General features: G+C 68.3%; 25 protein-coding genes and 1 pseudogene. 14 read left to right on the top strand and 12 right to left on the bottom strand.

Going from position 1 to position 21,014, the window contains the following annotated elements:
• The first annotated feature begins 30 nt into the window (after window positions 1-30).
• Window positions 31-450: an ATP-binding protein gene (locus tag ACWEH3_RS28070; RefSeq protein WP_450021852.1), complete on the top strand. Its 420-nt coding sequence runs from the start codon at window positions 31-33 to the stop codon at window positions 448-450.
• 9 nt (window positions 451-459) lie between these two features.
• On the opposite strand, the gene ACWEH3_RS28065 is transcribed toward ACWEH3_RS28070, so the two are convergent.
• Window positions 460-837 carry a MerR family transcriptional regulator gene (locus ACWEH3_RS28065; protein WP_450021854.1) on the bottom strand — a complete coding sequence of 126 codons (378 nt, stop codon included), beginning with the start codon at window positions 835-837 and terminating at the stop codon, window positions 460-462.
• Between the two features lie 145 nt (window positions 838-982).
• Between ACWEH3_RS28065 and ACWEH3_RS28060 the strand changes: the two genes are divergently transcribed.
• From ACWEH3_RS28060 to ACWEH3_RS28050, 3 genes are all read left to right on the top strand, one after another.
• Window positions 983-1,402 carry an Hsp20/alpha crystallin family protein gene (locus tag ACWEH3_RS28060; RefSeq protein WP_450021856.1) on the top strand — a complete coding sequence of 140 codons (420 nt, stop codon included), beginning with the start codon at window positions 983-985 and terminating at the stop codon, window positions 1,400-1,402.
• Between the two features lie 204 nt (window positions 1,403-1,606).
• Window positions 1,607-1,765 carry a hypothetical protein gene (locus ACWEH3_RS28055; RefSeq protein WP_450021858.1) on the top strand — a complete coding sequence of 53 codons (159 nt, stop codon included), beginning with the start codon at window positions 1,607-1,609 and terminating at the stop codon, window positions 1,763-1,765.
• 23 nt (window positions 1,766-1,788) lie between these two features.
• Window positions 1,789-2,046, top strand: coding sequence for a cold-shock protein (locus ACWEH3_RS28050; RefSeq protein ID WP_450021860.1), 258 nt, complete (start codon window positions 1,789-1,791; stop codon window positions 2,044-2,046).
• Window positions 2,047-2,073: 27 nt separating this feature from the next.
• Here ACWEH3_RS28050 and ACWEH3_RS28045 read toward each other — a convergent pair whose 3' ends face one another.
• Complete coding sequence (locus ACWEH3_RS28045) at window positions 2,074-3,669, bottom strand: GMC oxidoreductase (protein WP_450021862.1); 1,596 nt, start codon at window positions 3,667-3,669, stop codon at window positions 2,074-2,076.
• Between the two features lie 277 nt (window positions 3,670-3,946).
• Here ACWEH3_RS28045 and ACWEH3_RS28040 point away from each other — a divergent pair, with 277 nt between their 5' ends.
• Entirely contained in the window at window positions 3,947-4,171 is a 225-nt protein-coding gene (locus ACWEH3_RS28040) for a hypothetical protein (protein ID WP_450021900.1), read from the top strand.
• A gap of 63 nt (window positions 4,172-4,234) precedes the next feature.
• Window positions 4,235-5,698 carry a DUF6345 domain-containing protein gene (locus tag ACWEH3_RS28035; protein ID WP_450021864.1) on the top strand — a complete coding sequence of 488 codons (1,464 nt, stop codon included), beginning with the start codon at window positions 4,235-4,237 and terminating at the stop codon, window positions 5,696-5,698.
• 107 nt (window positions 5,699-5,805) lie between these two features.
• On the opposite strand, the gene ACWEH3_RS28030 is transcribed toward ACWEH3_RS28035, so the two are convergent.
• A complete protein-coding gene (locus ACWEH3_RS28030; RefSeq protein WP_450021866.1) occupies window positions 5,806-6,015 on the bottom strand; it encodes a hypothetical protein in 210 nt (69 codons plus the stop codon).
• Window positions 6,016-6,420: 405 nt separating this feature from the next.
• On the opposite strand from ACWEH3_RS28030, the gene ACWEH3_RS28025 reads away from it, so the two are divergent.
• The 3 genes and pseudogenes from ACWEH3_RS28025 to ACWEH3_RS28015 all read left to right on the top strand — a co-directional run.
• On the top strand, window positions 6,421-6,612 hold the full coding sequence (locus ACWEH3_RS28025; RefSeq protein WP_355080904.1) for a (2Fe-2S)-binding protein: 192 nt from the start codon (window positions 6,421-6,423) through the stop codon (window positions 6,610-6,612).
• 58 nt (window positions 6,613-6,670) lie between these two features.
• Window positions 6,671-7,150: a bacterioferritin gene (gene bfr, locus ACWEH3_RS28020; protein WP_039801806.1), complete on the top strand. Its 480-nt coding sequence runs from the start codon at window positions 6,671-6,673 to the stop codon at window positions 7,148-7,150.
• A gap of 27 nt (window positions 7,151-7,177) precedes the next feature.
• Window positions 7,178-7,392, top strand: a pseudogene (locus tag ACWEH3_RS28015) (aldehyde dehydrogenase family protein); the annotation flags it as partial.
• Window positions 7,393-7,470: 78 nt separating this feature from the next.
• On the opposite strand, the gene ACWEH3_RS28010 reads toward ACWEH3_RS28015, so the two are convergent.
• The 5 genes from ACWEH3_RS28010 to ACWEH3_RS27990 form a co-directional block, all read right to left on the bottom strand.
• A complete protein-coding gene (locus tag ACWEH3_RS28010; RefSeq protein WP_450021869.1) occupies window positions 7,471-8,313 on the bottom strand; it encodes a patatin-like phospholipase family protein in 843 nt (280 codons plus the stop codon).
• 301 nt (window positions 8,314-8,614) lie between these two features.
• Window positions 8,615-9,625, bottom strand: a complete 1,011-nt coding sequence (locus tag ACWEH3_RS28005; RefSeq protein WP_450021871.1) for an adenylate/guanylate cyclase domain-containing protein — start codon at window positions 9,623-9,625, stop codon at window positions 8,615-8,617.
• Window positions 9,626-9,668: 43 nt separating this feature from the next.
• The gene (locus tag ACWEH3_RS28000) at window positions 9,669-9,995 is read right to left on the bottom strand and encodes a hypothetical protein (protein ID WP_450021873.1); all 327 of its coding nucleotides are present in this window, start codon (window positions 9,993-9,995) and stop codon (window positions 9,669-9,671) included.
• A 338-nt stretch (window positions 9,996-10,333) separates the two neighbouring features.
• A complete protein-coding gene (locus ACWEH3_RS27995; RefSeq protein ID WP_355080915.1) occupies window positions 10,334-10,759 on the bottom strand; it encodes a DUF4383 domain-containing protein in 426 nt (141 codons plus the stop codon).
• A 486-nt stretch (window positions 10,760-11,245) separates the two neighbouring features.
• Window positions 11,246-11,980 (bottom strand): hypothetical protein, encoded by a 735-nt coding sequence (locus ACWEH3_RS27990; RefSeq protein ID WP_450021875.1) that lies wholly within the window; start codon window positions 11,978-11,980, stop codon window positions 11,246-11,248.
• Between ACWEH3_RS27990 and ACWEH3_RS27985 the strand changes: the two genes are divergently transcribed.
• Both ACWEH3_RS27985 and ACWEH3_RS27980 read left to right on the top strand, forming a co-directional pair.
• Window positions 11,979-13,823: an ABC transporter ATP-binding protein gene (locus tag ACWEH3_RS27985; protein WP_450021877.1), complete on the top strand. Its 1,845-nt coding sequence runs from the start codon at window positions 11,979-11,981 to the stop codon at window positions 13,821-13,823. The genes ACWEH3_RS27990 and ACWEH3_RS27985 overlap by 2 nt on opposite strands.
• The gene (locus ACWEH3_RS27980) at window positions 13,817-15,655 is read left to right on the top strand and encodes an ABC transporter ATP-binding protein (RefSeq protein ID WP_450021879.1); all 1,839 of its coding nucleotides are present in this window, start codon (window positions 13,817-13,819) and stop codon (window positions 15,653-15,655) included. Before ACWEH3_RS27985 ends, ACWEH3_RS27980 begins: the two co-directional genes overlap by 7 nt.
• 108 nt (window positions 15,656-15,763) lie before the next feature.
• Here the strand turns inward: ACWEH3_RS27980 and ACWEH3_RS27975 are convergent, their stop codons facing one another.
• Together ACWEH3_RS27975 and ACWEH3_RS27970 are read right to left on the bottom strand one after the other, a co-directional pair.
• The gene (locus tag ACWEH3_RS27975) at window positions 15,764-16,069 is read right to left on the bottom strand and encodes a hypothetical protein (RefSeq protein WP_355077673.1); all 306 of its coding nucleotides are present in this window, start codon (window positions 16,067-16,069) and stop codon (window positions 15,764-15,766) included.
• Between the two features lie 173 nt (window positions 16,070-16,242).
• Complete coding sequence (locus ACWEH3_RS27970; RefSeq protein ID WP_450021882.1) at window positions 16,243-16,833, bottom strand: HdeD family acid-resistance protein; 591 nt, start codon at window positions 16,831-16,833, stop codon at window positions 16,243-16,245.
• Between the two features lie 213 nt (window positions 16,834-17,046).
• Between ACWEH3_RS27970 and ACWEH3_RS27965 the strand changes: the two genes are divergently transcribed.
• Window positions 17,047-18,033 (top strand): glycosyltransferase family 9 protein, encoded by a 987-nt coding sequence (locus ACWEH3_RS27965; RefSeq protein WP_450021884.1) that lies wholly within the window; start codon window positions 17,047-17,049, stop codon window positions 18,031-18,033.
• Between the two features lie 30 nt (window positions 18,034-18,063).
• Here the strand turns inward: ACWEH3_RS27965 and ACWEH3_RS27960 are convergent, their stop codons facing one another.
• Window positions 18,064-18,384 (bottom strand): ArsR/SmtB family transcription factor, encoded by a 321-nt coding sequence (locus ACWEH3_RS27960; RefSeq protein ID WP_379251696.1) that lies wholly within the window; start codon window positions 18,382-18,384, stop codon window positions 18,064-18,066.
• Window positions 18,385-18,567: 183 nt separating this feature from the next.
• On the opposite strand from ACWEH3_RS27960, the gene ACWEH3_RS27955 reads away from it, so the two are divergent.
• Together ACWEH3_RS27955 and ACWEH3_RS27950 are read left to right on the top strand one after the other, a co-directional pair.
• Window positions 18,568-19,284 (top strand): M23 family metallopeptidase, encoded by a 717-nt coding sequence (locus tag ACWEH3_RS27955; RefSeq protein WP_450021886.1) that lies wholly within the window; start codon window positions 18,568-18,570, stop codon window positions 19,282-19,284.
• A 307-nt stretch (window positions 19,285-19,591) separates the two neighbouring features.
• The gene (locus ACWEH3_RS27950) at window positions 19,592-20,653 is read left to right on the top strand and encodes a hypothetical protein (protein ID WP_450021888.1); all 1,062 of its coding nucleotides are present in this window, start codon (window positions 19,592-19,594) and stop codon (window positions 20,651-20,653) included.
• On the opposite strand, the gene ACWEH3_RS27945 is transcribed toward ACWEH3_RS27950, so the two are convergent.
• Window positions 20,625-20,945 carry a hypothetical protein gene (locus ACWEH3_RS27945; RefSeq protein WP_450021890.1) on the bottom strand — a complete coding sequence of 107 codons (321 nt, stop codon included), beginning with the start codon at window positions 20,943-20,945 and terminating at the stop codon, window positions 20,625-20,627. The two genes, ACWEH3_RS27950 and ACWEH3_RS27945, sit on opposite strands and share 29 nt — an antisense overlap.
• Window positions 20,946-21,014: the final 69 nt, after the last annotated feature.

The raw sequence follows: 21,014 nt of genomic DNA, 5'->3' as shown, positions 1-21,014 counted from the left end.
CACTGCGCTCCCGGCGGCTGGTACGCGCTCGTGAGCGCGGGCGAGCGGGTCCCCCTACCCAACGCCGTGACGCCGCTGGAGCTGGACTTCCCCGCCGAGGCGGTGCAATTGGCCAACGTCCGGCATACCTTGCAGGAATGGCTCACCCAGTGCGGCATGGCCGCGGCCCCGGCCTACGACGTGCTACTCGCCGTCGGTGAGGCGTGTACGAATGCCGTCGAGCACGGCCATCAGGGCGACGGCGGCGTGGTCCGCTTGCGCGCGTCGATCGACGGCGAGGAACTCCGGGTGACCATTTCCGACAGCGGCCGCTGGAAACAGCCCGACCAGCAAGCCGATTCCCTGCGGGGTCGGGGTATGCCACTGATCCGCGCACTCATTCCAGAGGTCACCGTGACCGCCGGCGATACCGGCACGGTGGTCGATCTGCGCACACCCTTTTCGGCATAGTCCCGGAACCTATGCGCCACCGGGCGGATGGTTCCGCGCGTCTCGCAGACGGACGTTGTCGGCCTGCAACCGGTCGTTGGCCGCGTGCAGCCGGTCGTTGTCCGCGTGCAGGTCGGCGTTCGCGTCCTCCAAGTCGAGAATGCGGCGGATGCCTGCCAGGTTCGCTCCCGTGGCGACCAAGTCGGTGATTCGCCGCAGCCGGGCCAGATCGTCGCCGCTGTAGCGGCGGGTGCCTCCGTCGCTGCGCGCAGGGGTCAGCAATCCGTGACGCTCGTAGAGCCGGAGCGTCTGCACCCCGATTCCGGCCAGTTCGGCAGCGACCGAAATCCCGTACACCGCTTGGTCGGGATCCGGCAGATGCCCCGAGTCGCCCCTGTCCTGCGCCATCCATCCTCACTTCACTTCGGCCGACAGATTTCATAGTTTAGCGCCTTGCGCTCAACTTCCTCTGGTGGTACAAAAAATCTATGCCAGACAACAGAGGTTATCTGGCCCCTACTATGGAGAATGGAGTGAGTTGGAGGTGGCGACCATGCTGATGCGCACCGATCCGTTCCGCGATCTGGACCGTCTGACGCAGCAGGTGTTCGGCACGAAGGCGCACCCCGCGGTGATGCCGATGGATGCCTGGCGCGCCGGCGAGGAGTTCGTCGTGGAGTTCGACCTGCCCGGCATCGATCCCGAATCCCTGGACCTGGACATCGAGCGCAATGTGGTGACGGTACGCGCGCGTCGTCCCGAACTGGACACGGGCCGGGAGATGATCGCCGCGGAACGCTCTCGCGGCGTGTTCAGCCGTCAGCTGTTCCTGGGCGAGAACCTCGACACCGACAAGATTCGCGCCGACTACACCGACGGCGTTCTTCGCCTCACGATTCCTGTGGCAGAGAAGGCCAAGCCACGCAAGATCGAAATCGGCCGCGGTAACGGGCACAAGGCGATCGACGTCTGAAGCCGCGTAGACCGCAAGACTCCCGCACAATCGAAAGCGAGGTGATGTCGCAGCCAGTGATATCGGAATCAATCCGCGAAGAGTGTCATTCCCGCTTTTTCGGGCGGGCCCGGAATACCGGGCCCGCCTCACGCTGATATATAGAAGATGTTATCGCACAAGCGGTTTCGTGCTACCGGAGCGTACTTGATGGAGCATCCTATTATGGCAGCCACCGATTCACCCGACCCCGTGCTCCCGGCGGCCGAGGCCGGAGCCGGGATTTCCTCCGACGCCGCGATCATCTGGCCCGACCCCAGTCCGCTGGACGCTTGGTGGCGGCGGATCATGCATTCCGATCCGGTGCGCCGCAGCGCTGCGTGATCCGGCCTCTATCCTTGACTTTCGTGACCGAACAGCCCTACCACCCCCGTGGCGCGGCGGAATACTGGCGCCGCGGCACGGTGGTCTGGTTCAACATCGAGAAGGGCTTCGGGTTTCTACAGCCCGAAGACGATCCCACGCCGGTTTTCGTGGAGTACACCAGCATCGAGACCACGGGATACAAAGCGCTGCACGCGGGTCAGCCTGTGGTGTTCACCGCCGCCATGCGCAAGCGCGGCCCCGAGGCCACGGCGGTGCGCCCGGTGCTGCCCGACGCTTGACCACGGCCCTGAGCCCGGCGGCAACGGTCAGAAGACCGTGCCGACGTCATTGGCCGCCAAGGTGTCCAAAGCGCGCTCGGCAATAGCGGCAATCGTCATCGACGGGTTGCACGCCGCGGTGTTCCCGGGCATGAGCGCACCGTCGAGCACGTACAGGCCCCGCTGGCCGTGCACCCGGCCCTCCAGATCACAGACGGCTCCCATACTCGCACCGCCCAAGGGGTGCCAGGTCGACGGGAACAGCAGGTTGGTGTCGGTGAGAATGCTTGCCGGACCGGCGATCCGGTGGGCCGAGGGACCGATGTAATTGTCCTGGATGTGGCTGTCACCGTCCTGCGGCCACTGCAGAATCGCGTCGTCGCGGGCCGCGTCGTAGACAAAGTGCCCACGACCGTCGCTGACGCCGTACCCGACCATCATGGTGCTGTTGGCATCGGCGCCCATGGGCGGGATGGACGCCTGGATCAGGGTGTGAGCGGAGTGCGGGTCGGACCAGTTCTTGCTGCCGTAGACCACTGGACCGCCCTGCTCCGCACCGAAACTCGCGGTCGGATCGGTCCACAGGTAGATGCGGTCGGCGTTGGTGCCCCAGCCTTCGCCGAGTCCGTCGGGCAGATCGGAGATCAGGCCTTTCGCCGAGGCGCGCACCAGCAGTCTTGTGGTGTTGAGACTTCCGGCCGCCAGCACCAGCGCACCGGCGGTGATGATCTTGTTCTCCAGTACGGCGCCGCTGGTGTCCAGGCGCTCGACGTGGACGATCCACTTGCCGTCGGCGGCACGCTCGACATCGGTGACCTGGTGCAGCGGCTCGACCGTCACCAGGCCGGTCGCCTCGGCGGCCGCGATGTAGGTGACGTCGACCGAATGCTTGCCGCCGTTGTTCACCCCCATGGCGCCGTCGCCGTTGGTGTAGGAAGGCTTCATCTCGCCCCGTAGTTCGGCCAGGGCGAAGTTCCAGTCGATGGGCATCGGGATCTTCGACAGCGGAAGCCCGGCGCGGCGCACATGGTCGGCGAAGACCCGCGCGGCCGCGTAGTTGGGACTGGCGATCAACTCGTCCGGGGCGACGGCCAAGCCGAGCATGCGTGCCACCCGCGGGTAGTGCACCCGATCCATCGTCGCCCAGTCCAAGGCCTCGGGGAAGTGGGTATCGAACACCTCCCGCGTCGGTTGCAGGGACATCCCTTGATAGACCAGCGATCCCCCGCCCACGCCCGCCGCGCACAGCGCGGTCATATTGGTACCGGGCACCGCCTCGACGAGTCCGGTGTACGGCTCGAAGACCAACGGCTTGCCGAACAATACGGGGCTGGACTTGTACCAGAGCACCCGCTTGTCCAGCGCCGAAGCGCGCGGGAAGGTCTCCGCGTCCGGGCCGGTCTGCCAGCGCAGACCACGTTCCAGCACCAGGACCCGAACTCCGGCCTCGGCCAGGCGCAGGGCGGTGACACCACCGCCGAACCCCGATCCGACGACGACCACCCGATGCTCCTCCCGGGTGAGCGGAACGCTGTTCACCCGCGCGGCGATCGGACTCGTCGTGTTCGCGTAGCGGGAGGCGACCACGAGACCGCCCGCCGCGGCTGCTCCGGTCAACAGTGACCGGCGCGAAATTGCTGACATCACACACCCTCGAAGATCGGACGCGAGCTCGGATCTCGCGCGGCCCACCATGGCCGCTAGGGGACAGTAATATAACCGGACATACATGTCCGGTCATGGCCGGATCTGTAGCAGAGGTCACAATCGCTTCGGAGGGGGTCCGGTGCTGCGCGCGAGGCGTGGACGGCCGCCACCGCGCTGCCGGCCGGAGCACCACGCGCCTGCGCGTGGGCGCACTGGTGCTGTGCGACAACATCCGCCATCCCGTACCGCCGAGAACGCTTGGCCGCAAACCGATATGGCGGTACGCATCGCCGGGTCCACCGCGGCCACCCACAGGCCCGGCGACGCGGCGGACACGACGCGGGTCTGCCTCGACTACCTGTTCCGGTCGGCGTGGAGCCTGGCGGGCGGCAGCACCGAGATGGCGCGCAACGTCATCAGCGAACGCGTGCTCGGCATGCCCCGCGAGTTCGCCGCCGATCGCGACGTTCGGTTCAACCAGGTCGGAAACGGCCGATGACCCGCGCGAATCGAGTAGTCGGCTACCCGTGCTCCGATGGCCGACGTCCGCGACCATTCAGCCATGTCAGACAACATCTACGCCGGCGCGTCGGTTCAGGTCTACCCGCAGGACGCCCCACTGAGTCACCCGCACGCCTGCGTCAACGGCTTCCTCGACTACGTCGCGAAGTTCAACACGATCAATTTCCACGCCAAGGACGACGACGTCCGGGAATGGCGCTACGACAAGGAGTACGACAACTGGCAGGACCGCCTCGGCATGGACTCGGTGAAGGTCTTCTATCACTACGCGCACAGCACGACCATGGACGACGGCGTGTTCCTCACCGCGATGGGCCGGACCTGGGACGACACCATCTACGCGTGGTCGGATCGGATGAGTTTCGGTGACCAGCGGTTGCGCTACTTGTTCCTCCACGGATGCGAATCGTTGCGAATGCACGACGGGCACAGCCCATTTCGCACCTGGCATACGCCGAACCTGGGCGCGCGGATGCTGTTCGGGTTCGACAGCCTCACCTTCGACACCGATCAGCAGGGGACGCGGTTCTTCAAGGAGTGGAACACCGGCAAGTCGTTCAGCCAGGCCTGGCAGGACGCCGCGCTGTCGATCTTCCACAACGATCACCGGGTGTCCTCGGCGGCATGCGGCGCCACCGTCCGGGAGGCACAGGATCGGCTGTGGAACGAGCGTCTCTTCTTCGGCGAGCCGGTGTCGGACAATTGGTACTGGTGGCGATGGGCGGGCCAGGTCCCCATCGAGGTCGACCTCGGCATTCACGTTCCTCGCCAACCGTGGTCGCTGCGCTTGTCGCGCCGTCGCGCCGACGCGGATACCGCCGCCGAGCTCGCCGAACGGTTCGGTCTGCGGGCCGTGCTCGCCGAGCCTGCGTCGCCCACAGCCGAGGAATACTATGCTCCGGTCGAATTCGAACCGCGGCTGGTCATGCATCCGGACGGCGCGTACCACGTGTTCTACGCCGAGCCGGACCGCACTGCCGACAGCATCGCACCACAGGAGGTTCGGGATATCGCCGATCGCGCGGTCCGGCAACTCGACCTCGGCCACGACCTGGCGTTGGCCGGCATGTCGGCCACCTTCCACGGCGGTGGCAGCCGCGACGGTGACGAGGTAGCGGCATCGGTGGCCGAGTACACCCTGCACTACCGCCAGGTCTACGACGGCGTCGCCGCGGTGGCAGGCGGCGATGGTCAACTGAGCGTGACGCTCGACCCGACCGGTCGGCTCTGCTCGATATCGGACACGACAGTCCCGATCGCGGGCGCCGACGAGACCCGCCCGCCATCGGGCGACGATTTCGACGCCGTAGCGGCTCTGGACGCGGCGACCACCGCGCGAGCCGAACGTCTGCGCGACGGCGCGCGCTCGACCGTCGTGCCCGATTCGCTCGAGGTCGGCTACCGCTTCGATCGCGACGCCGCGGTCGTGGTCGCCCGGCAGGCGGTCGAGATCACCTCCAGTGACCGCTTCCGGATCCGCGACGTCGTCGAGATCACCGTCTGAGCCGGGCCCGGCGCCCTTTTTCCCGCGTATTCCGGGTCTCAGCCCGGGATGGTTTTGTCGACCAGAACGAAACGCGCCCACCCTCACCTACGTCGACAGGCGCGGATTCATCCCGGACCCGGCGGAGTCAGGGCGCGCAGGCAGAAGCCCGTGACGCGCTCGACGTCGCCGGGAACGGGCTCGCCGTGTCGGCGCAACCGCTCGGCGAGCGTACCGATGGTCGCGTGAGCGATCAGTGTCGCGCCGGAATCCGGTGCGGCGCTGCCCAATTCCGCGAGCGTGTCGCGCAGTAGCCCGGCCGGCGCGGTGTCCACCACATCAGGTCCGGCCGTCAACCCCAGGCCCGGCCCAGCGGCCCTCCAGAGCACAGCCAGTGTCGCGGCCGCGGGCCGTGGTGGCGTGCGTGGTGCCACAGGCGGGCGCGGCGGTGGACGACTGCGGGCTTTCCTGGGTGAGCGGCTGGCCGGCTATAAGGTGCCGCGCCACGTGCTGCTGTTCACCGAGGAGGACATGGCGCTCACCGCCTGCGCCAAGATCAAGTCCAGCGAATTGCGGCAGCCGGCCGCGAAGCCGCTGGCCGGCTGGCGGCCCCTATCCGCTGCGCCGGGGCTCGCGTCGGCACCGACTTCACACCGCTGCTTCGAGCTGCTATACATTAGGGGAGGCTTACCTCGTTAGTCGAGGCTAACCTCAGCGATAAAGTGACCTGGTTGTGAGGCTTCATGTATGTCTGCATCTGTAACGCGGTGTCCGAAGGTGACGTGCACACCTGCGTTTCGGCGGGCGCCGACAGCATCCGCCAGGTGAAGAACGCCTGCGGATGGAAGCCCGGTTGCGGCAGCTGCACGGCGCGATTGGCCGAGGTGATCGGCCGCGCGCGGGCATCCACCGGAGCGCAGCCCTCGGCCGCCTGAGCCGACACACCAGGCGGTCTGCCCGCCGCTGCGCGCATTTTGTGCCACGATCGCTGCTATGGACGGCGACAAGGACATCGTTGCGCTGCTCAACGAGCAGCTGACGGCCGAACTCACGGCGATCAACCAGTACTTCCTGCACGCCAAGATGCAGGAGAACTGGGGCTTTACCAAGCTGGCCCGGCACACTCGGCACGAGTCCATCGATGAGATGAAACATGCCGAGATCCTCACCGATCGAATCCTCTTCCTGGAGGGCCTGCCGAACTACCAGAAGCTCAACCCGCTGCGCATCGGGCAGAGCGTGCCCGAGCAGTTGCGGGCCGACCTGCAGATCGAGATGGAAGCGGTCGAACGGCTGCGCCGTGGCATCGAGTTGATGCGTTCACGCGGCGACGTGACCTCCGCTCGTATCTTCGAGCAGATCCTGGAAGACGAAGAACAGCACGTCGACTACCTGGAAACCGAACTCGATCTGGTGGAGAAACTCGGCGAGCCGCTGTACCTCCAGCGCTTCACCGAGACTCCGGACGACTGATCTGCCCCTACCGGTGCGCCTCGGAGAGGCAACGTCGCGGGCGCCGATCCGGACCGGGCTCGCGCCATGGCCCGCCGCATCCGGGCGGGTTGGGTCACCATCAACGACGCCTTCGACTTCCACGCACCCTTCGGCGGCTATCGCAAGAACGGAAACGGCCGGGACCGGGGTGAATTCGGTTTCCACGACTACTTGGAGACCAGGGCATCCTCGGGTACGCGCCGGACCGTAGTCGGGGATGAGGCCGACGACCACAGCGGCGCCGGGCGTCTAGCGACGGGACACGCCCGCCCGATCGACCGGCGGTCGCCACGGCTCGGTCAGCCTTCGGGCCAGACGTCCTTCAGCAGCAGCGCGGCTTCGGCAGACTGGCGCACGCCCGCCGAATACGCGGGAGCCAGCGCCGCCGAGTCGAACACGTCGATTCCGAACGCGGCGATGGCTTCCTCATCGGGGACAATGGAAACCTCTGTCGCCGAGCCCAGCTCGCGATCGCTGGGGATGCGCGGGAACATGTGCGCCAAGGGTTCGAGGATCACCACGACATCCGCGCCCGCGGCCAGGTCCGCGTTGACCGGCGAGCGCAACCCGCCGTCGAAGTAGTGGCGGCCGTCGATCGGGATCGGCGGGAAGACGCCGGGCACCGCGGTGCTGGACGCCAGCGCTTCGGGCAGCGACGCCGCGCCGTCCTTGGTCCATGCCCGTAATTCACCGGTGGTGATGTCGATCGCGGTCACGACGAGATCGCGCGACGGCCACTGCGCCACACCGGCCAGCCCGCCGATGCGCGCGACGTGCTCGTCCGGATCACCGGCCTGCGCGGCCAGCGCCAGCTCCCCCGCCCGGCGGCGTGCCTGGGCCGGATCCTGGCCAGGGGCGCGCAGCACGGCGAATATCTCCGCGATTCGCGCCGGATCCGCCCGCACCGGCGCCGCCGACGTGGACGGCGGCCGCAACAAGCGCGCCGGATCGCCACCGTCGGCCAGGACCGCACCGACCACCGACCCGGCGGAGGTTCCCACGAACCGGTCGGCCAGCGTCAAGTCGATACCGTTGTCCCGCAACCCTGTAGCCAATCCCGCCAACCACGTCAGACCGACCGGACCACCCCCGCCCAGCACCAGCGCGACCGAGAAACCCTTGGATGACACCGTGTCCGACATGACGCCAGCCTATCCGCACCGGCCCCGGCCGACCGCTTGCTCATTCGTCCGACCTGTCAATCGGGCCCCGCGATCTCTCAACGGTGATAGATCTCCACGACAGCGTTACCGACCACCCCGACGAGACCGGGACCCCAGTTGTCGTGCGCTGCCCGTTCGGCGTGAAAGGGTACTGAGCTGGACGTAGGAACCGACCGCGTACAGCGGGAAAGGCCCCGACTCGTACGGTTGATGATCGGCGAGTGAACGCGATCCAACGGGCCCGCACATCATCTCGCCACGGGGCTCGGCCGGTAACCGGTCAGCTTTGTTTGCGCTGCCGCTCCCGCAACACGTGGGAGCGCAACCGTGAGAATCCCTTGACCCGCACGCTGCGCAGATGGCGCAGAAGGAATTGGTCGTCGTCATCCAGAGCCGCGGCGGCGCCGTCGTCGAGGAGGACGGTCCCAGGACGGGCCACGCCGGTCAGCCGAGCGGCGACGTTCACCACCGTGCCGTAGAGGTCGCCGAAGCGGGTCAGGACGGGCCCGTACGCCAGGCCCATCCGGATCTGGGGCATTTCCGGAACAGTCTGCGCCGCGCGGGCCACCGCCGCGTGCATCGCCAGGGCGATTCGCGCGCCGTCGCGGGCGTTCTCGGCGGCGAACATCACCTCATCGCCGACGTTCTTGATCACCCAGCCGCCGTGGGCGGTGACCGCTTCTGTGGTGGTGGTCTCGAATGTCTCCAGCAGATCCGTCAACTCGTCGAGATCGAGGTGACGGGAGAGCCGGGTGTAGCCGACCATATCGGCGAAGCCGACGAGCAGTTGCCGTGTGGCGCCGTCGGATTCGAGTGAGCGGCTCAGCGCCGCGGCGAGATGTCGTTGCCACGCGTACTGCTGCAAATTGGTGAGCACCGCGATGGTCCGGGCCGTGGCCTCGCGGTTCGATTCGGACATCGACTGCCCGCCTTCGGCGGCGATGCGGCTGCCGATCTCACGGGCGATCAGATCCGCCTGCCACTCGGCCAGCCGCGCCATCGCCTGACCGACACTGCGGGCGGCGGCGATCTGACTCTGCTCGCTCGCCCCCGCGACCGGGTCCATCGCGGTGAAGTGGCGCACCGCGGCGATGTCGGCATCGGTGAACACCACGTCGTCGTCACTCGCCGCGGCGGGGAAACCGAGTGCCACCCACAGCTTCTTGGCACGTTCGACAGACACTCCGGAAAGCTCGGCCACCTGGGCACGCGTGTACCGTCGTGGGCCGCCGAGCAACGACTGCTCGACCACAGCGTCGACCACGTCGGTCACCTCACCGGATTCGATCACCCCGCCAGTACAACACATGCGGCGGCGACCGGCGCTCGATGATTCAAGCCCAGATTCGCGACAGCGCCGAACGGGAGTACGTCTGCTGGGGCGTCACGGTGATCAGGTCGCACACCTCGACGAGGTCGCCCGGTACCGCATTGCCGAAGTGGTGCAGACCCGGTGCGATCACGGCGTCGACGCCGAAGGTGCGGACCACGTCGACGAGGCGATCCACCGGTGCGTCGGTGCCGGCGCCGAAGGTCACCGTCTTACACAACTCGTAACCCAGACGTTTGGCCAGACTCCGCATCTGCGCTTCGTCCCAATCCTGGGACACACCCGAGACGTCCTTGCGGAGATATCCCAGAGCGGGTGGTTTGGCCCTCATCGGTACTCCCTTGCCGCGTTGCCGAAGTAGTCGAAACGCCTGCACTCCTGCGGCTCGCGCGGTGTCGGCGCATCGAATTGCAGGCTGAGCAAGTTATTGACATCATATGTTGTCAACAGCAGTCGATGTCAACATGTGAGGCGTTCGGCAAAGCGGCTTTCCGGCGTCGCCCGCACCGAGGGTACCGCCGAAGGCCGAGCTGCGCCGGTTGCGCCGCTCGGCGATGAGATACGTTGAATCACAATACTTTTCGATAACAGAACGGACACAGGGTGGTGTCGGGACGCACCTACGGACCGGCGGGCCGTTCACATGGGCGACGCGGCCGATGCGTCGGGCTATTCCAGAATCCCGGTCTGCCTGCCCGCGCCGGGAGCCTGGGTCAGTGGCCGCCGCGCCAAGACCGCACCGAGGGCGATCATGCCCGCGCCGAGTACGAAATGCAGCCAGTTGTCGGCCGTATCGAGCGGCACGAAGTTCGCGTCGCTGCCGGGGTTCACGACAAGTCCGTACAGCCACAGCACGAGATAGAGGGCGCCGCCGCCGAGGAGGAACGCGCGCGCCGACGGAGCGGTGCGGGCGGCCAGCACTCCGGCGAGGCCGAAAGCCAGATGGACCGCGTTGTGCAGCACCGACACGCTGAACAGACCGAGCAACTGGGCCTGCGAGTGATGTCCCGCCCAGTCGAGTTCGCCGTAATCGGTCGTGATCCCCGGAATGAACCCCAGGATGCCGACCAGGAGGAACGCGGCTCCTACCGCCATGGCGGCGACCTGAAGAGGAGACCGCCGATCCCTTGTCGCGCCCGGTGTGGAATTGGACATCGCCGAACCAGCCCTTTCGGTGTGGGTGGACCTCCGTCCCCACCGTGCTACCCGGGTGACAACGAGGCAAACAGCGGCAGCCCAGCCCGGGGGGACGACATCGCCCCGCAGCGAACGGCCGAGTCCGCCCATCGCCCCTCGCGACGAACGAACGGGACATGGTCGCGCTGAGACGCCACCCACATACCCCGGGACAGAGGCACTTTCGTGATTCGCATCTCCTCCGATCGGCGCGCCGAAAGCCACGGCGGCGAAAACATCGGCGTTCGCGCTGGTCATTCCGTTCGCAGCGGGATAGGTCGCGGCTTTCGGACACGACTGCGGAGGCATCGGCCCCGCACCGCGGACTCGCGCGCGCCATCCGCGCGGTGAATACTGTCGGCGACTCGAAAACAACTGTCCGCCTTGGTAAGCCGACGCAGTCTGTCAACCGGATGGTGATGCCAGGGAGGCAAGGACCGTGTTGGTCTGGTGTGTTGTGACGATGATCGTGATCGTTCTGCTGGGAGGAGCGGCGTCGGCGATGGCATGGGATCCGCGGGGGCGTCGCCGCTCCGCCGCCGCTACGCCGGTTCCGGTGTCGGTGACCTCGGAGTCCACCGTGCCGAACCCGGGCGAGTGGCCGCGCACACGGTGAACGCGCGTCCGGCCCGCAAGCGGGATACCCGGACGAGGGCGCGGGCGCGGTAGCGACGATGCGCAGGCCGCTGCCGCCGGAGGCGCGTTTGCGGCCGCATTGCTCGCCCAAGCGCCTTCCGTCATCAGCGGCTTACTCGGAATCTCTCGAGCGCATTCTGTTCGCACGAAGGTGCGGTCGTAGCCTTCCCCGGATCGGGATCGCACCACCGAGCGTCGATCCGACGAAAAGAACTGTTTTGCAGGGATGTTCATCGGACAAAGCACTTCGATTCGTCGAGGCGGAAAACGCCGGGGTCGGTCTGCATCCAACTCGGCGATAAACCACGGCTCACTGGCGGCAAGATCGTCCGCACCACCGCCGAACTTTTGCTGGGAAGCATCGTCGTCCCGCAATTTCCGATCACGCTGATCGAGTTCATTGCTGTCGGTCCACGATCCAGGGCACGGTTGTCCAGGGCAGGCAGGCGGTTGGAGGCGTGGTGGCGAATGGATCAGCCCGGACATTCCGGTGTCCGGGGTCATGAGCTACGGAAAAGGCGCACTGCTCGCCGCGGCCGCCGACAGCGAGGCCGGGCAGGACCCCCGCACCCTGCGCAGCGGGTTGGCGATCATGCTGCGCGGGTGCGGGCGGGCACCGGGCGCCGCCGCGGTCGCGATCGGCTCCGGCCTGGTGAACGCGTGCTGCATGGTGCTCGCCGCGAGAGCCGTCGGATGGAGTACGGAGCACGTGGTGGTCGCGAGCTTCGCCGAGGGCCGTTTCCTGGCGGGCGCCGCCGCGACCGGTGCGGCCTTCGTGCTGGCGGTCTCGCTGCTGCGCATCGCGACGATCATCCTGCGCGGTGTGGCGACCGGCACGGTGCAATACCGCAACGAGGCCCAGACCCGCAAAGCCGTGGTCGCGCAATACCTGCGGCTCGGCATCGCCTGGCATCGCCGCAGGCCGGCCGGGCAATTGGTCTCCCGCGCGATCTCCGACGTCGAGACGGCCTGGGATCCCATGCAGCACTACCCGTTCGCGGTCGGTATGACCGCCATGCTGCTGTTGGTCATGGTCGACATCGCGCTTGCCGATCTCTGGCTCGCCTTGATCGCGCTGGTGCTCATCCCGCTGGTGCTGGCCGCGAATCTGCTCTACCAACGGGTGCTCGCACCGCGGGCCCGCGCGGCTCAGCAGCAACGAGCACTGGTCAGCGGGCTCGCGCACGAGGCCATCGCCGGACGGCAGGTGGTACGCACCCTCGGCATCGGCGATCGGGAGATCGATCGTTTCGCGGCCGCCGCCGACGACTCCCGCACGGCGAACCGGCGTATGGGCAACGCGAGCGCCGTCTTCGACCCCGCGATCGAGCTGATGCCACCCCTGGCGGCGCTGGCCATCCTGGCCGTCGGCGTGGCACGGGTCGACGCCGGGCTGCTCGGCGTCGGCGCCCTCGTGGAGGTGATCTACCTGCTCATCACCACCGCGATTCCGCTCAACGTCATCGCCCGCTTCCTCGGCGTGCTACCGCTGGGCGTGGCGGGGCAGACCCGGGTCGACCACGTACTCACCGCCGCCGACCGCCCGGCGCACGGGCAGCTCCCACTCGGCGCGCACGATCGCGGCGTCGCCGTGCAGCTCGCCGGAGCCGGTTACGGCTACACCGGCGACACCCGCGCGGTGCGCGACCTGACCGTACGGGTGCGTCCCGGCGCCGTGCTGGCGGTGGTCGGCGCGACCGGCGCGGGCAAGAGCACGCTGCTGGCGCTGCTGGCGCATCTGCTCGAGGCCGACCGGGGCGCCGTCGCGCTCACCGGGGTCGACACCCGGCTCCTCGCGCCGGACGCGGTGCGCCGCCGGACCGCGCTGGTCACCCAGAACGCCTTCCTGTTCGCCGACACCGCTCGCGCCAACATCACCCTCGGCGCCGCGGCCTCGGACGAAGAGATCGAGCGCGCCCTGCGCATCGCCGACGCCGCGGGGTTCGTCGGCCGCCTTCCCGACGGCCTGGACACCCACCTCAGCGACACCGTGCAACTCTCCGGTGGTCAACGTCAGCGGTTGGCGCTGGCGCGGGCCGTCTTCCGCCGCCCCGGCCTGCTGCTGCTCGACGACGCCACCTCCGCGCTGGATCCCCTGGTGGAGCGGACCGTGGTGGAGGCGCTGCGCGCCGAGTACGCGGGCGACGACCGCCGCACCACGGTGGTGCTGGTCGGGCATCGCGCCGCAACGGTCGGGCTCGCCGACACCGTGGTTTTCCTCGCCGGTGGACGCATCGTCGCGCAGGGACGGCACGAGGACCTTCTCGCTACCGAACCGGCGTATCGCGCGCTGCTCGGCGCATACCGCGCGTCCGATCAGACCGACACCATGGAGCCGGCGTGGTGAACACGCGCACCACCGAGCCGACCGGACCCGACTACCGCACCACCGGCCTACTGCGCCGCGTGCGCCGCGACACCGTGCTGTCCCGCCGCACTCTCGCGGTGATCTTGCTACTGGCCGTCGTCGCGGCCTCCGGCCGGATCGTCATCCCCGTCACCATCCAATACGCCCTCGACCACGCGCTGCTCGGTGCGACCGACCAGGCCACCCGCGCACGGGTCGTGACCGGCGCCGTGTTCGCCGGAGTACTCGCGGTACTGCTGGCGATGCTCGCTTCCGCGTTGATGAACCATCGGGTCATCCGCACCGTCGAGCAGGCACTGCTGGATCTGCGGGTGGCCGCCTTCGCCCGCATCCTGCGCCTTTCCCCCGCCGATCCCCGCGCGGATTCCGGCGGCGCTCTCGTCGCACGCGTCACCAATGACGTCGACGTGGTCACGCTGTATGCCCAGTCCGGCGGAATCACACTGGTGCAGAACATCTCCCAGATGCTGCTGGCGCTCGTGGTGATGCTGGTCTACTCGTGGCCGCTCGCGCTGCTCGTGCTGTTGATCGGCATCGGCGTCCCGGTCGCGGGCCACACCCTGCAGAAGTGGGTGGCGCGCCGCTTCGATGCCGTGCGCCGAAGCATCGGCGAACTCTACGGCGGCCTGCTGGAAGTGCTCGTCGGCATCGACACCATCCGCGGCTACGGCATCGAGGAACGGATGCGAGCCCGCGCCGACGCGCAGATCGACGCCGTGCTCGACGCCCAGCGGCGCACCCTGTGGCCGATGGGATTCAACGTCTCCATCGGCGAGGTCGCCAGCGGGCTCATCACCACCTCGGTCGTGGTGGCGGGCACCGCGGCCGGAATGGGCGTGCTGGGACCGGGACTCGGGCTCAGCGCGGGCGATATCGTCGCCTTCCTGTTCCTGGTGACCTTCTTCGTCCGCCCCATGCAGTTCGCCGTCAGCAGCCTCGCCGACGCCCGTGACGCCGAGGCCGGCCTGCGGCGCGTGGTCGAAATCCTGGATATCCCCGAGGAATCCACGGCGGCCCGGCGCACAACGCTGCCATCCGGCCCGGCCACCGTGGAACTGCGCGGCGTCGGCTTCCACTACTCCCCCGACCGGCCCGCGTTACGCGGCCTGGACGTGCGTATCGCGCCCGGCGAGCACGTCGCGATCGTCGGCGAGACCGGCTCCGGCAAGAGCACTTTCGCGAAACTCGTGACCCGGCAACTGCTGCCGACCAGCGGCACGCTCACCCTGTGGGGTGTCGACCTCACCGAGATCGCCGACGAAGCGCTCACCCGGCGGGTCGCGATCGTCCCGCAGGACGCCTTCCTCTTCGATCGCACCGTGGGCGAGAACATCGCGCTCGGTCGCGCGGGCGATTCCCGCGACGCCGTGCTCGACGTACTGGCCCGGCTCGGGTTGCAGGACTGGGTGCGGACTCTGCCGCAGGGACTGGAGACCCCGGTCGGCCAGCGCGGCGAGGCTTTGTCGGCGGGTGAACGCCAGCTCGTGGCCTTGGCCAGGACCGCATTGGTCGATCCGGATCTACTCGTCCTCGACGAGGCCACCAGCGGCGTCGACGCAGGCACCGACGTGCGGGTGCAACATGCACTGGCGCGCCTCACTCGCGGCCGCACCACCCTCACGATCGCGCATCGGATGCACACGGCCGAGACCGCCGACCGGGTGCTGCTCTTTCACGAGGGCCGGATCACCGAGGACGGCACCCACACCGAACTGCTCGAACGCGGCGGGCGCTACGCCCGCCTGCACGCGGTGTGGGCACGCGATACCGTGTCGGCCTCGCGACGAATTCCCACCGACGTCGGCGGGTGATCCGGGACAGATCGGGCGATCACGAAAACGGCCGAGGCGGTCGCACCACACCGACGAAGTTCGTGCGATGGGTGACGCCACGCCTCGGCCGCCATTGCGACGAGCGGCTCAGCTGACGGAGACGCTGCCGCCCTTGGGCAGATATCCGATCTTCTCCACGGGCAGCTCGCCGACCACGGAACCGGTGCAGTCCCTTCCGGAGTACAGCGTGACGGCACGATCGGTGCTGTTGACGACGGTGATCTGGAACGTGGTGTAGAAAAGTCCGTCGGTGTTCAGGCAGCCCACCGGATCCGCGTGCAGTTCGCCGTTGATCCCCAGCGTGCCGACCGCGGCCTGCGCCGTCCCCGCCGACAGCATGGCCGCGGCCCCCGCCAGGGCCAGCGCACCGACAAACCCAGCAGTACGAATCATTCGTGCCTCCAGTTCTTTTCGATGTCGACCAACCCCGAAGCCGACGTCTGGTGAAAATGCGCCTGTGATTCTGTCACGAGTTCCAGCAGGACGGAACCGTGCTGGTCGGACGCACTGCAGACACGGCGCCGCCCGGCTGGGCACCGGTGGCGCCCCGCCGAGCGGGATCGCGATCAGGCGACAGCGCCCTCGGCGTGAAGGGCCTTGACCTCCCGGCGCACCCCGAACGCCACGATGATCTCCACGAGGCCGACGATGATCAGCCACACTCCGGCCAGGAGGGCCAGCGTGGCCACCGACTGCACCGGCCAGACGATCAGTACGACACCGGCCGCCGCGGTGACGACCCCGAAGAACACCTGCCACCAGCGTCCCGGCATCTCCGGTTCGGAGATGCCGGCCACCAGCAGCGCGATCCCACGAAACAGCCAGCCGATGCCGATCCACAACCCGAGCAGCAGCAACGAGGCCAGTTCGTCGCGGAAGCAGAACACGCCGATCACGATGGACACCACGCCGATGATGAACGCCAGCACCCGCAGGCCGGTGCTCGCCGGTGCGGCGAAGGCCGCGACCAGCTGCAGGAAGCCGGTCACCACCAGGTAGATGCCGAAAACGATGCCCGCCGCCGCCAGAGTGATGTCGGGCCAGACCAGGATCACGATGCCGAGGATCACCGCGAAAATGCCGGTCAGCAGGATGGTTTGCCACCCACGGCGGGCAAGAGACTGCAAGGGACCCTCTACCACGCTGTTTGTCGTCATTCCCTGATGCTATAGCCGCTCCACATGAGTTTTCTGGACATTTGCCGAGCAGGATTCCCTGTGGCTTTCCGGTAGGCGCGACAACGTTGCGCGGTGTGCACGTTTCGCTGTTCGCACGTCCGGGTAGTTATCCCTTAGTGACTCTTCGTTGGCGCCCCTGGGGTGAACGGGTGGGTCGGGGTTCGGTGAGACTCGGGTGGCTAGGAGAAGAGGGTGGCGGTTCTGCTCGTGTTGCAGGCGCGTGGGCTGGGTGATCTACTCACCGCGGTCCCGGCTCTACGTGCGCTGCGCCGGGCCAAACCGCGCGATCGCATCGTCTTGGCGGCACCGCTGCGACTCAAACCGATCGTCGACCTGATCGCCTCGGTCGACGCCTTGATGCCGACCGCCGATCCGAGCGGCTTCCGCTGGGACGCGCCTCCCCCCGAGTTGGCGGTCAATCTGCACGGCTCGAGCGCCGAAAGTATCGTCACGCTGTCCAAGACCAGGGCCGAGCGCATTCTCACCTTCCGCCATCCCGCGTTCCCCGAGTTGCCCGGCCCGGAGTGGGAACCGGACATGCATCAGGTGGACCGCTGGTGTCACCTGCTGGAGTACGACGGCATCGGCGCGGATCGCCGCAACCTCGGACTGGTTCCGCCGGTGTCGACGACCAGCCGCCGCGACTGCGTGGTCGTGCACATCGGCGCGGGCGCACCGGCTCGCCGCTGGCCGGCGGACCGGTTCGCCGCCGTTGTCCGGCACCTGCTCGCCCTCGGGCGAGAGGTGGTTCTCACCGGGGACGAATACGAACGCCAACTCGCGCTGGGCATCGCCGCGCGGGCGGGCCTGCCCGTCGGCCGAGTGCTCGCCGGGCAGCAGAACCTCATCGATCTGGCCGCCACCGTCGCCGAGGCCGCCCTGGTGATCTGCGGAGATACCGGCGTGGCGCATCTGGCCACGGCGTTCGGCACCCGCACCGTCCTGTTGTTCGGCCCGACGCCGCCGCGGTGGGCGGGTCCGCCCGCGCACCTGCTCGGCAGGCACGCCGTGCTGTGGACCGGCCACGTCGGCGATCCGGACGCCGACACCCCCGACCCCGGCCTGTTGCAGATCGGTGTCACCGAGGTGATCAACGCCGTCGACAAGCAGCTGAACAAGCGCAATTGGCCCGGCACCGGTACCGACCGCCGTAAGACGGCGTATCGACGCGTGGGATGACAGGCGTTCGGTGCGGTCGCGCCGCCGCGGTCAAGCGTTCGCCGTCGCGGCGGTTTTGAGGGCCGCGGAATAAGCGGCGATCGCACTCGGCCAGAACTGCTCCAGGTAATCGCGGGCGTCGGCGAGACCGCGCGGGTCGAGGGAATACAGCCTGCGGTTGCCGTCCGGCCGCATCATCACCAACCGCGCCTCGCGCAGCACACGCAGATGCTGTGAGACCGCCGAGCTGGTCACTCCGAGTTCTCGAGCGAGTTCGCCGACCGAGCGCGCGGCCTGCGGCAGGGCCTCGAAGATCGCGCGGCGCGTCGGGTCCGCCAGCGCCGTGAGGGCACGAACTCCATTAGTCGCCACTCACACAGTGTGCGCAGTCAGCGTTTCGCCGGTCAACTATCGACACGGCATCGTCTTCCCAGCTCGCATAGGAATCTGGCGCCTTTCGTTACCTTTCCGTGACCGGCGAGCTGGGTTTTTCCTTGGCCGTGACGGTTGCCACAGGATTGCGGATGCCCCAGACGGCTCCCGTACGTTCGACGCATGCCCGTGACCTTTCCGTTACCGATCCGTCGCGCCGCGACGCGGTTGCGCCGTGACCGCGCCGCCGCCCGCGTCGTCGCCGCCTCCGCGGTCGTCACCGCCTCCCTCGGCATCCTCGCCGCGGCGCAGCAGGACGAGGACACCGACGCGTCCGCCCGTCTCGTCGCGGGGAAGATCGCCTCGGGCGAGATCCGCCCGGCCGAGGGCATGGCTCGATTCGCCGTCTTCACCCCGCCGACCGGTCCGGCGCCACAGGCCGCCCCGATGCCCGCGCCCTCGGACGTGAACCGCATCGCGCGGAACTTCGCCCGCCCCATGACCGTCCGGCCCGCAGCGGGCGTGCTCACCTCGAATTTCGGCACGCGCTGGGGCGCGATGCACGCGGGCCTGGATTTCGGCGACCCACTCGGAGCTCCGATCGCCGCGGTCACCGACGGCGTGGTGATCGAGGCCGGTCCCGCTTCAGGCTTCGGCCTGTGGGTGCGCGTGCAGCAGGACGACGGCACCATCGGCGTCTACGGCCACGTGAACGACATCCTCGCCACCGTCGGCCAGCAGGTCCGCGCGGGCGACGTCATCGCGACGGTCGGCAATCGTGGCTACTCCACCGGCCCGCATCTGCATTACGAGGTCCGTCTGCCCGACGGCACGCCGATCGATCCGCGGCCCTGGCTGGCCGGACGCGGCATCGACGTCGGGTATGCGCCGGAGGACTGATCTCGCGAACGGACCCGGCGACAGCGCCGTCGCCCGCGAGGGGCCGCGAACGCAACGACGCGTTCGCGGCCCGCTTCTTCTCTCCAGGCGGGCCGGGCACGCCGAGCACGACGGCCCGCGATCTCGCCGCGGGATCACATCGTGTGAGCCGACTGGACGAGTTGTGACAGCGAGCCGGGGCAGGACCTTTGCGGCGGCATGTGCGTCTGCGGTACCGACCGATCGTGTCGCCCGATACCCGGGTACTAGGCGCGAATAGCGCCGCGGCGGGACGCCCTCCGGCGTCCCTGATTTCTACGTTCGGTCCATGTCCACAACATATTTCGCCACCGCGCCCGAAGAGTGGTCGCGGGCAAGCGCGAAGACGGCGACGCGCGGGCGACTGCATCGGCCACTGCTGGGCACGGTCGCCGCGATGACCGCGCTCGTCCTGTTCTCCCTCGCGGCGATGCCGATCGACGACCGTACGCTGCTCGGCGAATCGGTCTGGCTCAAGCCGATGAAATTCGGCCTGGCGTTCGCGCTCTACAGCCTCACCCTGGCGTGGCTGCTGTCGTTGCCGCACAAGGGCAGCCGGGTCACCTGGTGGCTGGGCTCGGTGTTCGCGGTGACCGGATTCATCGATGTGGGATTCATCGTGCTGCAGGCCGCACGCGGCACGTTCAGCCACTTCAATACCGAGGACGACCCGGTGAACTCGATCGGGCAGATGGTCTTCGCCTCCGGCGTGCCCGGCCTGTTCCTGGCCAACCTGCTCATCGTGCTGATCTTGTCCTGGCAGCGTTTGGTGGACCGCCCGACCGCGCGCGCCGTCCACGCCGGACTCGCACTGGCCGTGGCGGGCATGGCCCTGGGCTACCTGATGGGCTTCACCGGCAAGCAACTCGTCCGCGACAGTGACGGACGAATCGTCGAATTGGCCGCCGGGCACACGGTGCTGTCCGGCGCGGGCGATCCGGCCGCACGCGATGCCATGCGCGGCATGCCGATAACGCACTGGAGCACGGTCGGCGGTGACCTGCGCGTTCCGCACTTCATCGGGCTGCACGGCATCCAGGTGCTGCTGCTGGTGGCCGTCGCGCTCGCCTGGCTCGCTCCCCGGTACCGCTGGCTGCGCGCCGAACGCGCCCGCGCGGCCGTCGTGGGTGTGCTCGCGGCGGGCTACGCCGGCCTGCTGGCACTGGTCTTCTGGCAGGCGATGCGCGGCCAGTCGCTGGTCCACCCGGACACCGCCACCTGGTCGGCGGGCTGCGGACTCGCCGCGACCGTCCTCGTGCTGCTCGCCGCGGTGTATCTGCGCCACCGCGACCGCGCCGCACACCCGAACCCGGCGGAACCGGTCAGCGCAGACGTTCCGCGTCACGGGTGAGCGCGACCAGCGTCTTGCCGAGCACCGCCAGCTCATCGGGCGTCGCCCCCTCCGCGATGGCGGTGGCGACGTCCTCGGCGGCGCAGCGGGCAGCGAACCAGCGATCGGCCAAGTCGGCGGCCTCTTGGGCACTGAGTACCACCGCGTTGTCGGGAATTCCCGTTCCCTTCAGACTGTTGCGGTGTTCGTAGGCGCGTTGGCGACAGGACTGGCGGCAGTACCGGCGACGGCGGCCGGCCTCCGATTCCACGATCTCCCGCCCACACCACTGGCAGGACAAGCGGCGCGACATGACGCAGAACACTAATAGCTCGCCATCCGCGGTCCGCTCAGCGGCCCCCGGCGAATCACCCGCCATCGG

Source organism: Nocardia sp. NPDC004718, from assembly GCF_053601535.1.
Note: the sequence above shows the minus strand (reverse complement) of the source record. Positions and strands in the feature narration are given on the sequence as shown.

Excerpts from the sequence above, each read along its gene's own strand:
- ACWEH3_RS28065 (WP_450021854.1), bottom strand. The coding sequence starts at position 837 with ATGGCGCAGGACAGGGGCGACTCGGGGCATCTGCCGGATCCCGACCAA.
- ACWEH3_RS28060 (WP_450021856.1), top strand. The coding sequence starts at position 983 with ATGCTGATGCGCACCGATCCGTTCCGCGATCTGGACCGTCTGACGCAG.
- ACWEH3_RS28055 (WP_450021858.1), top strand. The coding sequence starts at position 1,607 with ATGGCAGCCACCGATTCACCCGACCCCGTGCTCCCGGCGGCCGAGGCC.
- ACWEH3_RS28045 (WP_450021862.1), bottom strand. The coding sequence starts at position 3,669 with ATGTCAGCAATTTCGCGCCGGTCACTGTTGACCGGAGCAGCCGCGGCG.
- ACWEH3_RS28040 (WP_450021900.1), top strand. The coding sequence starts at position 3,947 with ATGGCGGTACGCATCGCCGGGTCCACCGCGGCCACCCACAGGCCCGGC.
- ACWEH3_RS28035 (WP_450021864.1), top strand. The coding sequence starts at position 4,235 with ATGTCAGACAACATCTACGCCGGCGCGTCGGTTCAGGTCTACCCGCAG.
- ACWEH3_RS28025 (WP_355080904.1), top strand. The coding sequence starts at position 6,421 with ATGTATGTCTGCATCTGTAACGCGGTGTCCGAAGGTGACGTGCACACC.
- bfr (WP_039801806.1), top strand. The coding sequence starts at position 6,671 with ATGGACGGCGACAAGGACATCGTTGCGCTGCTCAACGAGCAGCTGACG.
- ACWEH3_RS28010 (WP_450021869.1), bottom strand. The coding sequence starts at position 8,313 with ATGTCGGACACGGTGTCATCCAAGGGTTTCTCGGTCGCGCTGGTGCTG.
- ACWEH3_RS28000 (WP_450021873.1), bottom strand. The coding sequence starts at position 9,995 with ATGAGGGCCAAACCACCCGCTCTGGGATATCTCCGCAAGGACGTCTCG.
- ACWEH3_RS27995 (WP_355080915.1), bottom strand. The coding sequence starts at position 10,759 with ATGGCGGTAGGAGCCGCGTTCCTCCTGGTCGGCATCCTGGGGTTCATT.
- ACWEH3_RS27985 (WP_450021877.1), top strand. The coding sequence starts at position 11,979 with ATGAGCTACGGAAAAGGCGCACTGCTCGCCGCGGCCGCCGACAGCGAG.
- ACWEH3_RS27990 (WP_450021875.1), bottom strand. The coding sequence starts at position 11,980 with ATGACCCCGGACACCGGAATGTCCGGGCTGATCCATTCGCCACCACGC.
- ACWEH3_RS27975 (WP_355077673.1), bottom strand. The coding sequence starts at position 16,069 with ATGATTCGTACTGCTGGGTTTGTCGGTGCGCTGGCCCTGGCGGGGGCC.
- ACWEH3_RS27970 (WP_450021882.1), bottom strand. The coding sequence starts at position 16,833 with ATGACGACAAACAGCGTGGTAGAGGGTCCCTTGCAGTCTCTTGCCCGC.
- ACWEH3_RS27955 (WP_450021886.1), top strand. The coding sequence starts at position 18,568 with ATGCCCGTGACCTTTCCGTTACCGATCCGTCGCGCCGCGACGCGGTTG.
- ACWEH3_RS27950 (WP_450021888.1), top strand. The coding sequence starts at position 19,592 with ATGTCCACAACATATTTCGCCACCGCGCCCGAAGAGTGGTCGCGGGCA.
- ACWEH3_RS27945 (WP_450021890.1), bottom strand. The coding sequence starts at position 20,945 with ATGTCGCGCCGCTTGTCCTGCCAGTGGTGTGGGCGGGAGATCGTGGAA.